The organism is Herbaspirillum sp. C7C8, from assembly GCF_022627875.1.
In the GTDB taxonomy this organism is placed as follows: domain Bacteria; phylum Pseudomonadota; class Gammaproteobacteria; order Burkholderiales; family Burkholderiaceae_D; genus Herbaspirillum.
In genome coordinates, this window is record NZ_JABXGG010000006.1 from 30231 (window position 1) to 41483 (window position 11253).

Genomic DNA, 11253 nt, shown 5'->3' on the forward strand with positions numbered 1-11253 from the left:
TCGGTTTTGAGCGAAAACTTTCACTGATAGTCATTGCGAAGTGATCTTTTGCGCATAAAATGGCGCCTTCCGGCCCCCTATGCTGGTCGCACAGACCCGTCCTGCGGCGCTATCCGCCTGCTCCTCGAAGGGGCGTGCGGCCATCCGGGGCCTCATCCGAATCTTCAGGGGAATATCATGCGTTTTGTCGTCATGCTGCTGACGCTGGTCGTCGGTGTTGTGCTGGCCGGTTGCGAGAAGACCGATTTTGAAAAGAAGTCCGAATCCGACGCCAATGCGCGCCGGATCTTCAATCTCAAGAGGGAGTCCTCCAAGGATTGAGCATCACCCACGGGAGAGCGCAGCGCTCCCGGAAACACAAACAGCAGGCACCTGGCCTGCTGTTTTCGTTTGTGCGGTGCGCGCCGCTTCAGTGGTGCGCCGCGTGTGCTGCCTGCGGCACGCGCAGGGCGTCGGCACATTCGTGCACCAGCGCCGGTCCCTGGTAGATCAGTCCGGTGTAGAGCTGTACCAGCGAGGCCCCGGCCTCGATCTTGGCGCGCGCATCGGCCCCGCTGAAGATACCGCCCACGCCGATGATGGGCAGCGCCTCGCCCACTTCGGCCTTCAGGCCACGGATCACCTGGTTGGACAATTCCAGCACCGGCTTGCCCGACAGGCCGCCGGCTTCTTCCCCGTGCGGCATGCCTTGCACGGCATCGCGGGTGATGGTGGTGTTGGTGGCGATGACGCCATCGATCTGGTGACGCAGCAGGGCGTCGGCGACGTTCTTGACCTGTTCCATGTCCATGTCCGGCGCGATCTTGAGCGCCACCGGCACGTAGCGACCATGACGGTCGGCCAGGCGGCGCTGGGCCGATTTCAGCTGCGAGAGCAGGGAATCCAGTTCGGAGGCCCCTTGCAGCTGGCGCAGGTTCTTGGTGTTGGGCGATGAGATGTTCACCGTCACATAGCTGGCGTAGGGATAGACCTTTTCCAGGCAGTGCACGTAATCTTCGGCGGCGCGCTCGATGGGGGTATCGGCGTTCTTGCCGATATTGAGGCCCAGCACGCCCTGGCGCTCCTGATAGAAGCGCGAGGATTGCACATTGGCCACGAAGGCATCCACGCCGCCATTGTTGAAGCCCATGCGGTTGATGACCGCGTTGGCGGCCGGCAGGCGGAACATGCGCGGCAGCGGATTGCCCGGCTGGGCGCGCGGCGTGACCGTGCCGACTTCGATGAAACCGAAACCCAGCGCCGCCAGGCCGTCGATGTAGGCGCCATCCTTGTCCAGTCCGGCGGCCATGCCCACCGGGTTGGGGAAGGTGATACCCATGACCGTGCGCGGATCGGCGGCCGGTTTTCTGGTGATGAAATCGGTCAGGCTGTAGCGTGCGGCGCAGCGCAGCGCGGGCAGCACCAGGTGGTGTGCGGTTTCGGGTTCCAGGGAAAACAGCAGCGGACGCGCGAGCGCGTAGAGAAATTTGTCGGACACGATGGGGCGATCAGGTAAGGAAGAGGGCCAAAAAAACTGCCGCTATTCTAACGCGTGCCGCCTTCCGTTCTCCGTATCCGGGCCGTTGTCGCCCATCATTTGCAGTTTCTGCGGCTGTTTTTGCAGACATTGCGCCACAGACGTGAAGCCCGCTTCAGCCTTCGAGCAGGCTCCAGTGGCCCTCATGCAGGGCTTCCAGCGGCTGGTAGTTGGTCTTGTAGGCCATCTTCTGGCTTTCCTTGATCCAGTAGCCCAGGTAGACGTAGGGCATCTCCAGCTGGCGCGCTTGCTCGATCTGCCAGAGGATGTTGTAGGTACCGAAGGAGGCGGCCGGCAGGTCGGGATCGAAGAAGGTATAGACCGAGGACAGCCCGTCATTGAGCACGTCGATGATGCTGACCATGCGCAGCGTGCCGTCGGCCTCGCGGAACTCCACCAGTCGGGTGTTGACTTTGCTTTGCAGCAGGAACTGCGCGTACTGGTCGCGGCTGTCCTGGTCCATGCCGCCGCCGGCATGGCGGGCGCACTGGTAGCGCAGGTAGAGTTCGTAGTGCTCGTGGGCGTAGGTCAGGTTGGTGACCAGGGTTTGCAGGCCGCGATTGCGTTCCCAGGCGCGGCGCTGGCTGCGGTTGCGTTCGAAGTCGGCTACGCGGATGCGTACTGGAGTGCAGGCAGTGCAGCCATCGCAGTAGGGGCGGTAGGTAAAGATGCCGCTGCGCCGGAAGCCCGTCTTGACCAGTTCCGAGTACACATCCGCGTTGATGAGATGCGAGGGTGTGGCCACTTGCGAGCGGGCCTGCTGGTCATCGAGATAGCTGCATGGGTAGGGCGCGGTTGCATAGAACTGCAACGTGGAGAACGGCAAGTCTTTGAGATGCGTCATGTGCGTCCTGTCCTGTCTTGCGGGAGGCCGGCGGCGAGGTGTCGAGCGCACCGTGGGTCCCTGGAGTCAGGTTCCAATTTACACCATTTTGATAGTCGCAGTGAAGGATGGAGCCAGGCTCAGTCACGTGGGCCGGACGGGATGCCGGTTTCCAGCAGGTTCAGGGGTGCCCATCCGTGGATCTGCGGCCACTGGATGGCGGCGCGCAGATGGTGCAGGAAGTCGCTGCGGGGGATGGGGCGTGCGCCCAGCGAGGCCAGGTGGGCGGTTTCCTGCTGGCAGTCGATCATCTGCACGCCATGGCTGCGCAGGAAGAACACCAGGTGTGCCAGGGCCACCTTGGAGGCATCGCTGACGCGGGCAAACATCGATTCGCCGTAGAACATGCGACCGATGGAGACGCCATAGGCGCCGCCGACCAGTTCACCGTTGAGCCAGACTTCGGAGGAGTGGGCGTAGCCGGCGCGATGCAGCCCGGTATAGCCTGCCATGATCTCGGGCGAGATCCAGGTGCCGTGTTCGTGTCGGCGCGGGCCGGCGCAGCCTTGCATGACCTGTTCGAAGACGGTATCGAAGGTGACTTGCCAGAGTCCGTCGCCGTGGCGACTGCGCTCGATGCGACGCAGGGTTTTCTTGAGGCTGTCGGAGACGACGAAGTGATCGGTGCGCAGCACCATGCGCGGATCGGTGCTCCACCAGAGGATGGGTTGGCCTTCGGAGAACCAGGGGAAGATGCCGTGGCGATAGGCTTCGAGCAGGCGCTGTGGCGACAGGTCACCGCCGGCGGCCAGCAGCCCGGCCGGATCGGCCAGGGCGCGCGAGACATCGGGGAAGGGCGTATCGAGATCCAGCCAGGCGATCATCCGCGTGCTCCTGCGGATCAGATCATGCGGCGGCGGATGTCTTCGGTGTGCAGCGTGAAGCCGCCTTCACCGCTGCGCACTTTCTTCATCTGGGCAAAGAAGGCGCGCAGGGTGAATTCCACCGTGGGGAAGGCGATGTCCTGCCAGGGAATCTGGTCTTCTGTATAGAGGGCCACTTCCAGGCTTTCGATGCCGGCCTGGTAATCGAGGTCGAGCAGGGTAGCGCGGTAGAAGAGGTGGACCTGGTGGACGTGGGGCACGTTGACCAGGGAGAACAGTTCGTGCAGCTGGATACGGGCACCGGCCTCCTCTTCGGTTTCGCGGCGGGCGGCGTCTTCGGTGGTTTCCGCGTTTTCCATGAAACCGGCCGGCAGGGTCCAGTAACCCAGTCGCGGCTCGATGGCGCGCTTGCACAGCAGGACCTTGACCTGGCCATCCTGTTCCCAGACGGGGATGGAGCCGACCACCATCTTGGGATTCTGATAGTGGATCGCTCCGCAGTTGGTGCAGACATGGCGCAGCCGCGTGTCATCGGGAGGAATCTGCTGGGATACTGTGTGGCCGCACTCGGAACAGAATTTCATAGAGGCTCGGAAGGTGTCTGTCTTTATATATAGTAGGGAAGGGGCCTTGGGTGCATTTTCCTGTGGCGGCACGGACCGCTTGACCGGCTGGCTGGACGGTTGCAGGAAGCTGCAATGCGGTTAGGAGTGTATCACTGTAAAAAGATTGCAGAAAATGTTTGCATTCCCATTTTGGCTGTCCTATAATTGTGTTCTTCAGACGCGGGGTGGAGCAGTCTGGCAGCTCGTCGGGCTCATAACCCGAAGGTCGTAGGTTCAAATCCTGCCCCCGCAACCACCGATATAGACGGCCCGGCTACTTGCTTAAGTAGCTGGGCCGTTGCCATTTTGGCCCACACCTGATTGTCTTCCCTGAGCTCCAGCTGGATCGAGCCGAAGATATCGCCCAGGATCTTCCTGGCCATCAGGGGATTTTCCCGAAGCGCGGCAGTCAGGTTCATCAGGATCTCGTTGAAGATGCTGGTTACGTTGGGATTGCGTGCTGCCTCGCTCGCAGCTTTCAGCGCAAGACTGCGCTGCAGGGAGCTGCGATCATTTTCGAGGGTCTTCAATTTCTCTGCCAGCGCCTCCGAGACACCGATCATCGTGATGGCATCAACCACTCGGCCGATCTCTGCCGTCAGCTGTGCTATACGTTTTGTTGTCTGAGTAGCATCTTCCGTAGAACCTGTATTCTCCTTCAGCATCTCTTCAAAGGCTTTCTCGAACTCGGCAGCAGCCACTGGTGACAGCAGTTCTGCCCGGATGATCGAAATCAGTCTCTTCTCGACCAGATCTCTTAGTATTGAAAATCCTTTGCATACGGAAGGGCCGCGATCCTTCGCAGCTGCACAGCCATAGCGCTCGGCATTGATCGCAACCACGGCTCCGCCGCAGTGCGGGCAGAGCATCATGCCCCCAAAGAGAGTCGTCGCGGGGCGGACTTGGCGCTTGCGCCCATGCTCGTCCCGGCCGGCGTCGATGCGCTCGCGCACGCGGCGCCATAGCTCATCGTCAATGATGCGCAGGTCTGGCAGGCTGGCCGTCTGCCATTCCTCTCGGGGGCGCTCTGTCCGCTGGCGCCGCCCGGTATCCGGATCTTTGATCCACTGAGATCTGTTCCAGACGTACTGCCCCACATACATCGAGTTATTCAAGATGCCTGAGCCCTTCACCGGGCTGCCATAGATCGCCGACACGGCCCACGTGCTGTCACGTGGCGATGGTACGCCCTGGTTATTCAGCTCATGAGCGATCCTCTGTACGCTGTTTCCTGCCGCATATTGCTCGAAAATCCAAACTACCCAGCGCGCCTGGTTTTCATTGATCTGGTATGTGCTCCCGCCATCAGCCTTCACAATGTCATACCCATAAGACTTACCTCCGGCGATGTAGCCTCGCTCCACCTGGCCGGCTTGGCCTCGATGCGTCTTGCTGCGCAGGTCGTCCAGGTAAAGATCGTTAATCAGACCTCGCACGCCGCGCATTATCTTGCGGCCGCTATGCCGAGAGTCGTATCCGTCCGAAACGCCGATAATCCGTATACCACGGTGCTCAAGCCGACGGACTATTTGCTCTTGCTCCACCTGGTCGCGTGCAAGCCGGTCGAGACCTTCAACCAGCAGCAGATCGAAGCGGCCGGCGAGGGCATCGGCCAACATTGCATTACCTGCCGGCCGGCTTCCAACGGCAGTCGAGCCGGAGATGGCAGCATCGCAGCGCTCGAATTCGACTGTAGCCCCCTCCCGATCTGCCCGAGTTCGGCATACTCGTAACTGGTCATCGAGAGAGGTCTCGCTCTGTTTGTCGCTGCTATACCGTGCGTAGATCGTTGCCTTCATTACCATCGTGTGTCGTTGATGTTGCTGTATTGAGTGGGTTGCCGGTCAGCCAGTTCTTCACCGCCTGGGCTGCAAGCATCCTGATCAATGGACGCATTTTTGAGTTTTTTTCAAGCATATCAGCAGCAATAAATGGGGAGCTTTGGTGTGAGCTTTTGGAGCGCTTTTTCATCTCGCCTCCCAATTTTTCTGCTTGTGTTGTTGATTGCGCTGGCGGATGGCGCGCGTCGGCCAGTTGCGCGGATGGCTGCTCATGCTCCATCCTTCGATTTGGGGAAGGGCCAGGCATCAGCGGGGTCAATGGCATCCTTCTTGGCTGCTTGCTTGGGGCGAGCTGGCTGCTTCTTCTTCACTGCCGATAGCGCATCGCCGGCCTTTTCTTCAGCTGGAGCTGAGTCTTCGGTGGCGTGACTCAGAACCGGATCAAGATACTTCTTTCGGATGGCTTCGCGATCCACGCCGCAGAGTATGGCTAGCTGCAGTAGCGCCGACGTGACTACGCGCATCAGGTCATTGGGTTCTTTGAACTCTCCGTCGACGATATAGCTGAAGTGCACCATCACATATCCGCTCAGCACGAAATCCATGTATGTGCAGCAGATATCTGCGTCGCTGGCCTGGTTCATGGCTTCGTCAACGGCCTTTTCGTCATCGAACGGAAAATCGTAGATATCCGCTGCCTTTTCAGCCAAGGCCCAGCCTTCGTACTCTTCCACGATAGCGAATGAGACCTTGGCCAAGATACGATAGATCGCAAAGATGTTGGACTGAGATATTGCGTTCTTGATTTCGTCGAACAGCTCAAGGCGATACTCGTTATAGGCGCGGCCGATCTTCTGCTGGAGCTCAAGGGGCTTGAGCTTGCCGGCATCTTGTTGCGCGCCTACTTTTTCGCTCTCGGCGACCACTGAGTGATTTTCTTGTTGCTCGCCGTCGAGAGCCGCCTCCTGCGCCTCGGTGCGAGCAAGGCCGGTATTCTCCAGTGCGCACTGGATGTCGCTCTTGGAGTAGATGTTCGTGATGTTTCCGGACTGGTTCTTGAAGATACCGACCGGCTTTGGCATACCGTCGTTGCCCAGCAGTGTGTCCACAGGAACAATTTCGTGTTTCGGATTGATGATGCGGTCAAAGCTGCGCGCCAGGACGAATCCGGTGCTCAGATCGCCATTGCGTTCCGTCTTGCATTGTTCCCACGATTCATAGAAGGGGATCTTCTTCTTTGCTGCTTTGGCGATTTCGGCCGCATTATGTGCCTCCGTCTTCATCTCAAAGCAGTCGGGGTCAGTGCAGACGTCTGCAGTGATGTCGGGGAACTTGTCTGAATCGTTTGCGGTACGCTTCGGGCATTCGGCGCACGATCCTGCTGACTTGCAGAGCTTAGCGTCCACCAGGCTGAACACGGCCCGGTTGATGTCCAGGGTGTAGCGTTGTTCGATCCAGGTCTTGGCTTGCCGGTAGGACATAGGGGAGCCTGCTCCATTGTTTGTCAGTACTTCGGCTGCAGCTCGCTCCTGGAGGCTGGCTACTGGAATGCGTGCGATTAGCAACGCGGTCGAAGGCGCCAGCCGGCCGTCATTTAATCCGATGCGCGCCTCGGCGCAGAGGTCGAGTAGCTGCAGGCGTGAATAGGCCCACCGGCGCTTAACTCCCAGCTCGGCGCAAATATCATCGATCTTCAGACCGTGGTTGCGCATGGCGCGATCCATGGCTTCTGCTTCTTCGAGTGGCGGCACGCCGGCACGCTGGTGGTTCTCGACCAGCTGGATGATTGCGACCTCTGCATTGCTCAACTGGCGCACAATGCCAGGAATCTCGGTCAGCCCGGCGAGCTGAGATGCCCGATAGCGGCGCTCCCCTGCCACCAGCTGCAGGCGCGTATCGCTATCCTCAATGGTGCGCAACAGGATGGGCTGGATAACGCCGCTGACCTTGATGCTATCCGCCAGTTCCAGCAGGGCGTTTTCGTCAAACGTCCGTCGGGGCTGGTTGGGGTCGGTCTCTATGAATTGCAGCGGGATCATCCCGAACTGTGCTTGGGTGACTTGATTCATGGTCATCTCCGGATTAGTGAATGGTGGGAACGGTGAAGAGCAGCGCACCAGCGAAGCCGAGATTTGGGTTCGAGACATCGATGCGCCAGGTGGTGTGGCCCGGCCTGGTCGGCGGGCAAAGTTGTGGGACGCTGAGCTGGTAGCCTGCAGCAAGCATTGAGTTGAATTCGTCTAGGAGCGTGCGAGCAACGTCCTGGCCAAGTAGCGGGGAGCAGCCGGCCTTCGAGGTGACAGCGAGTCCCAGCTCCTGGAGCGTCATTTGCGGGGCGACCGACTTGGGTAGGTGGCGCATGTGGTCACTCCCCGAATACGCGACAGGCCTTACGGCGGGCTTCAGCTGTCTTGTCGCCGGCGACCTCGCTCGGCCACTCAACTGAGCACAGGGAGCGCAGCTGATCGACGGGTGGCAGCTCCTCGATGGCCATCTGGCGGCCGAGGTTCACGAATGGCTCCAGCTCGGGACCGTTCTTGGTGAAAGCCTGGGCCATCAGGAGCAGGTAGATGACCGCAATTGCTGCTATCAAGCGGATGAGGGCGGTCCGGATATTCATGCGGGCCTCACCGAGATCTTGCAGACGCCGAACATATCGAGTGCAGACGTATGCACATCGAAAGAGGAGTGCGCGATGATGGTCAGGGTCAAGGGGACGCCGCTCTCGCGGGTCACTGTGAGCAGGAAGGTTTTCACTCAGCGTTCTCCTCGACATGGCAATCCAGAAAACCCGCAAGCTTGCGAACTTCCTTGGTAGCGATTTCGAACGCAGCTTGCCCCATCCAGAGCGTCCATCCGCCCGAGCATGTCGTCGAGATGCTGATTTCTGAATCCGTGTAACAGCTCGCGTAGCCAAGCGATTGATACGGACCGGCCTTGGTTTTGTAGAACAGCGATGCCCAGCGGAGCCCATTCCGTCGGCTAACCCGCAAATGCACGGATGAAAAGGGCGTAGCCACTTCGATGCTCTGGATTTCATTAGTGGTCATGCCTTCCTCGCTTTCGTCCAGGTGGAAGGGAAAGCAACGAAGCGACGGTCGCCGTTGTCAGGCAGCAGCCTGTCCGGGAGCCTGGTGGTGAGCGCGTATTTGGCCGACTGTTTCTCGGCAGCCTTCTGGCAGGCCATGCAGCGACCGTACTGCGTCAGGGCTTTTGCTGTGACCTGCCTACCGCACGCGCACTTGTGCCGCACGTGCGAGACGTGGAGCGTCTTGTTGGTGACAGCGCGGAAGCGCTTCTCGGACTCGGGGGCGAGGTAGAAGCGGGTCACTTCGCGCCTCGCTGGCTGTTAGCGTCCGTAGCGATAGTTTTGGCATCCGCTGGTGGGTGACCAAGTGGCCATTCGCGGCGAGAGGGCGGCCGGCGACCGGCGAGGAAGTTGAACTTGGCTGGCAGCTGGGTGGCAGCGGCTTTTCGGCTGTGTGATTGCATCGCATCCTCCAGGTTGTGATGGCAAGTGCCATTTACAACCCAAGGTTACAGCTGCAATCTTAAAATTGCAATTAAAAGTTGTAGATAAAGTTGAAGTCTAAGTTGTAACGGAAAAAACAACAAAAAAATAGCCGCATAAAGCGGCTTTTTATCGTTCGGTGGGACGGGGGCGGTGTGCTAAAAGTTTTCGCGTTGTAGAAGCACGACTCGACCGATTACGATACAGGCACCTTGACTGCACTCTTGCCGATGATATCGCTTCTGATCTGGATTATCGGAGACAAGAAACCACCTGCCAAAATCTCGCACCATGCGTTTGATGATGTCCTCTCCCTCGTAATTGATCGCGTAAGTCATGCCGTCTTTGAGGACGGTGTCTGCCGTGTTGATAACTACGGTATCGCCATCCGACATGGTGGGCTCCATGCTTTCTCCTTTTACTCCGACCGCGATCAGCTTAGAGGCGCTATATCCCTTCTTTAGTAGCCACTCTTTCCTAAAGGTAATAGGGCGGCCATCGTCTTGGGCAGGAATTGACTCAAAGCCTGTAATCCCAGCTGAGAGCTTCAGTTTCACCTTCTTTATTTCGACAAAATCGGGATCGTCAGGGTCGTGCTCCACCACGGGAGTGTAGGAGCCCGGAAGCACATTGGACGGTTCACCACCGTATCGGAGAAATGCCTCCGTCACGCCCAGAAATTCAGCGGTGAGACGCAGATTGTCTCCGCGAGGCTCAGTAACCCCAGAAACCCACTTCTGAACAGCTTGCGGGCTCACACCGACAAATCTAGCCATTTCCGACTGGTTGCCACCGTTTTTGCTGGCGAGAGCGGCTCGGATTCTATCGTTCATCTTGTCCATCAGCGCAGATTACAAATATGCGTTGTAGTTTGCACTGCAAATTTAAGTTGTAGAAAATGCTCAATTAATGTAACTTTGAGTTGTAAACAAATATCTTAGTTACAACCATGAGCAAAATTTCAGAGACTGGAATCGAGAGGGTTGTGCGTTTAGCAGGCAGCCAAACGGCACTTGCGCGAATCCTTCGTGTAACTCCGCAGGCCGTTCAGAAATGGGTCGCGCAAGGTTTTGTCACTTCCGAACATTGCCGGACTATCGAAAGTCACTACCCCAACGATATAACTCGCTACGACCTAAATCCTTCGGTTTTCGGTTCTCGGGAGGAGGCTATCGCCTGTTTGTGTCGAGTAGGCGAATCCGATTCAGGAGAGAAGCAGCTTCCTGAGACTTCCCTCAACTGCGCGCACCAATCCACCGGTACAAACCAGAATGGGATGTAGCGATATCGCTACCCAGCACGAAAATACTCAGGCTGTCACCCGGTCGCAGATCGGTTGCCAGTGACCGGAATAAAGACTTTGCTGAAACGCTCGCTTCACCAACGAAGGTGACCGAAAAAGGCGTCGAGCAGATCGCCTCGCTGTTCTGAAGGTTATGCCCGATTGATCGCGCCACCTGCGCAGCGACCTCATGCAAGTTGACCTTGGTGATCTTGGCCGCGAAGTGAATTAGTACCAGGTATCTCTCGGCTTTCATGCCACCTTCCTTCATGTTTGCGATTGATAGGAAAAGCATAGCCGGTGAGAAGGAATCTCAAAACCACAACTGACGGGAGTTCTCGGTGAAAAAATTCTACACGCGATTTGTTTGGTGGTTAATCGGCCCGGCAGTGCAGGCCGAATTGCTGAGGCGAAGCTCCATTCAGGACGCAGGGGCAGCAAATCAGTTTCGCCTATTGGTCTCTCGTAACAGCCTTAATGGATGGGCGCGCGGTGATGAGCTTGAAGCGCGGCTGCACTTTTGGAGAACGATTCGGCGAGGTCTGGCCGATTTGGAAAATCATGAGCGATCGACTGTTCCACACTTTCAAGCAGGCTTGAGAACTCGCGTGAAACGGCGTTCATAAATTCTTGCGGCGCTTTTGTCGTGACGGCGTTAACAAATGCCTCCAGCGCGAGTATGCGACCAAGCAGTTCATCATTGTTCAAGGGAATCTCCTTTGCAGTTTGGTTGAGATGAGGTTGTGGGACTTCTATCTTATACCAGGGGAGATTCCCATCTATTTCCGGATGCGTGACAGCGTTAGACATGAAATGGCGATGGTCAACGGCATCGGATTTTTATTAGAAAA

General features: G+C 58.0%; 17 protein-coding genes and 1 tRNA gene. 3 read left to right on the forward strand and 15 right to left on the reverse strand.

Features of this window, described 5'->3' with window-relative positions; genetic code table 11:
* Positions 1-177 precede the first annotated feature (177 nt).
* Positions 178-321 (forward strand): hypothetical protein, encoded by a 144-nt coding sequence (locus HWE01_RS09315; protein WP_008330662.1) that lies wholly within the window; start codon positions 178-180, stop codon positions 319-321.
* Between the two features lie 88 nt (positions 322-409).
* Here the strand turns inward: HWE01_RS09315 and HWE01_RS09320 are convergent, their stop codons facing one another.
* The 4 genes from HWE01_RS09320 to HWE01_RS09335 form a co-directional block, all read right to left on the reverse strand.
* A complete protein-coding gene (locus tag HWE01_RS09320) occupies positions 410-1477 on the reverse strand; it encodes a quinone-dependent dihydroorotate dehydrogenase (protein ID WP_241821614.1) in 1068 nt (355 codons plus the stop codon).
* 154 nt (positions 1478-1631) lie between these two features.
* Positions 1632-2360 carry an arginyltransferase gene (locus HWE01_RS09325; RefSeq protein ID WP_008330660.1) on the reverse strand — a complete coding sequence of 243 codons (729 nt, stop codon included), beginning with the start codon at positions 2358-2360 and terminating at the stop codon, positions 1632-1634.
* A gap of 119 nt (positions 2361-2479) precedes the next feature.
* A complete protein-coding gene (aat, locus tag HWE01_RS09330; protein WP_175343599.1) occupies positions 2480-3223 on the reverse strand; it encodes a leucyl/phenylalanyl-tRNA--protein transferase in 744 nt (247 codons plus the stop codon).
* Positions 3224-3240: 17 nt separating this feature from the next.
* Entirely contained in the window at positions 3241-3807 is a 567-nt protein-coding gene (locus tag HWE01_RS09335) for an NUDIX hydrolase (protein ID WP_008330652.1), read from the reverse strand.
* A 200-nt stretch (positions 3808-4007) separates the two neighbouring features.
* On the opposite strand from HWE01_RS09335, the gene HWE01_RS09340 reads away from it, so the two are divergent.
* Positions 4008-4084: transfer RNA gene (locus HWE01_RS09340), tRNA-Met, on the forward strand.
* On the opposite strand, the gene HWE01_RS09345 is transcribed toward HWE01_RS09340, so the two are convergent.
* The 9 genes from HWE01_RS09345 to HWE01_RS09385 all read right to left on the reverse strand — a co-directional run bounded on the left by HWE01_RS09345 (position 4041) and on the right by HWE01_RS09385 (position 9953).
* Positions 4041-5633 (reverse strand): recombinase family protein, encoded by a 1593-nt coding sequence (locus HWE01_RS09345; protein WP_349641000.1) that lies wholly within the window; start codon positions 5631-5633, stop codon positions 4041-4043. The two genes, HWE01_RS09340 and HWE01_RS09345, sit on opposite strands and share 44 nt — an antisense overlap.
* A complete protein-coding gene (locus HWE01_RS09350) occupies positions 5599-5889 on the reverse strand; it encodes a hypothetical protein (protein ID WP_241821616.1) in 291 nt (96 codons plus the stop codon). The genes HWE01_RS09345 and HWE01_RS09350 overlap by 35 nt, the downstream gene beginning before the upstream one ends.
* Complete coding sequence (locus HWE01_RS09355) at positions 5879-7678, reverse strand: ParB/RepB/Spo0J family partition protein (protein ID WP_241821617.1); 1800 nt, start codon at positions 7676-7678, stop codon at positions 5879-5881. Before HWE01_RS09355 ends, HWE01_RS09350 begins: the two co-directional genes overlap by 11 nt.
* A 13-nt stretch (positions 7679-7691) precedes the next feature.
* Positions 7692-7970 (reverse strand): hypothetical protein, encoded by a 279-nt coding sequence (locus tag HWE01_RS09360; RefSeq protein ID WP_241821619.1) that lies wholly within the window; start codon positions 7968-7970, stop codon positions 7692-7694.
* A 4-nt stretch (positions 7971-7974) separates the two neighbouring features.
* Positions 7975-8229 carry a hypothetical protein gene (locus HWE01_RS09365; RefSeq protein ID WP_241821621.1) on the reverse strand — a complete coding sequence of 85 codons (255 nt, stop codon included), beginning with the start codon at positions 8227-8229 and terminating at the stop codon, positions 7975-7977.
* On the reverse strand, positions 8226-8366 hold the full coding sequence (locus HWE01_RS09370) for a hypothetical protein (RefSeq protein WP_241821622.1): 141 nt from the start codon (positions 8364-8366) through the stop codon (positions 8226-8228). The genes HWE01_RS09365 and HWE01_RS09370 overlap by 4 nt, the downstream gene beginning before the upstream one ends.
* The gene (locus HWE01_RS09375) at positions 8363-8659 is read right to left on the reverse strand and encodes a hypothetical protein (RefSeq protein ID WP_241821623.1); all 297 of its coding nucleotides are present in this window, start codon (positions 8657-8659) and stop codon (positions 8363-8365) included. Before HWE01_RS09375 ends, HWE01_RS09370 begins: the two co-directional genes overlap by 4 nt.
* On the reverse strand, positions 8656-8940 hold the full coding sequence (locus tag HWE01_RS09380; RefSeq protein ID WP_241821624.1) for a hypothetical protein: 285 nt from the start codon (positions 8938-8940) through the stop codon (positions 8656-8658). Before HWE01_RS09380 ends, HWE01_RS09375 begins: the two co-directional genes overlap by 4 nt.
* A gap of 338 nt (positions 8941-9278) precedes the next feature.
* Positions 9279-9953 (reverse strand): LexA family transcriptional regulator, encoded by a 675-nt coding sequence (locus tag HWE01_RS09385; protein WP_241821626.1) that lies wholly within the window; start codon positions 9951-9953, stop codon positions 9279-9281.
* 116 nt (positions 9954-10069) lie between these two features.
* Here HWE01_RS09385 and HWE01_RS22960 point away from each other — a divergent pair, with 116 nt between their 5' ends.
* Complete coding sequence (locus HWE01_RS22960) at positions 10070-10402, forward strand: transcriptional regulator (RefSeq protein ID WP_502798430.1); 333 nt, start codon at positions 10070-10072, stop codon at positions 10400-10402.
* Here HWE01_RS22960 and HWE01_RS09390 read toward each other — a convergent pair.
* Both HWE01_RS09390 and HWE01_RS09395 read right to left on the reverse strand, forming a co-directional pair.
* Complete coding sequence (locus HWE01_RS09390) at positions 10356-10658, reverse strand: hypothetical protein (protein WP_241821627.1); 303 nt, start codon at positions 10656-10658, stop codon at positions 10356-10358. The genes HWE01_RS22960 and HWE01_RS09390 overlap by 47 nt on opposite strands.
* A 218-nt stretch (positions 10659-10876) precedes the next feature.
* Entirely contained in the window at positions 10877-11110 is a 234-nt protein-coding gene (locus HWE01_RS09395) for a hypothetical protein (RefSeq protein WP_241821628.1), read from the reverse strand.
* Between the last annotated feature and the right edge of the window lie 143 nt (positions 11111-11253).

Coding starts and splice junctions, on each gene's coding strand:
- HWE01_RS09315 (WP_008330662.1), top strand. CDS start 178: ATGCGTTTTGTCGTCATGCTGCTGACGCTGGTCGTCGGTGTTGTGCTG.
- HWE01_RS09375 (WP_241821623.1), bottom strand. CDS start 8,659: ATGACCACTAATGAAATCCAGAGCATCGAAGTGGCTACGCCCTTTTCA.
- HWE01_RS22960 (WP_502798430.1), top strand. CDS start 10,070: ATGAGCAAAATTTCAGAGACTGGAATCGAGAGGGTTGTGCGTTTAGCA.
- HWE01_RS09355 (WP_241821617.1), bottom strand. CDS start 7,678: ATGAATCAAGTCACCCAAGCACAGTTCGGGATGATCCCGCTGCAATTC.
- HWE01_RS09385 (WP_241821626.1), bottom strand. CDS start 9,953: ATGAACGATAGAATCCGAGCCGCTCTCGCCAGCAAAAACGGTGGCAAC.
- HWE01_RS09360 (WP_241821619.1), bottom strand. CDS start 7,970: ATGCGCCACCTACCCAAGTCGGTCGCCCCGCAAATGACGCTCCAGGAG.
- HWE01_RS09335 (WP_008330652.1), bottom strand. CDS start 3,807: ATGAAATTCTGTTCCGAGTGCGGCCACACAGTATCCCAGCAGATTCCT.
- HWE01_RS09350 (WP_241821616.1), bottom strand. CDS start 5,889: ATGGAGCATGAGCAGCCATCCGCGCAACTGGCCGACGCGCGCCATCCG.
- HWE01_RS09345 (WP_349641000.1), bottom strand. CDS start 5,633: ATGGTAATGAAGGCAACGATCTACGCACGGTATAGCAGCGACAAACAG.
- HWE01_RS09390 (WP_241821627.1), bottom strand. CDS start 10,658: ATGAAAGCCGAGAGATACCTGGTACTAATTCACTTCGCGGCCAAGATC.
- aat (WP_175343599.1), bottom strand. CDS start 3,223: ATGATCGCCTGGCTGGATCTCGATACGCCCTTCCCCGATGTCTCGCGC.
- HWE01_RS09325 (WP_008330660.1), bottom strand. CDS start 2,360: ATGACGCATCTCAAAGACTTGCCGTTCTCCACGTTGCAGTTCTATGCA.
- HWE01_RS09365 (WP_241821621.1), bottom strand. CDS start 8,229: ATGAATATCCGGACCGCCCTCATCCGCTTGATAGCAGCAATTGCGGTC.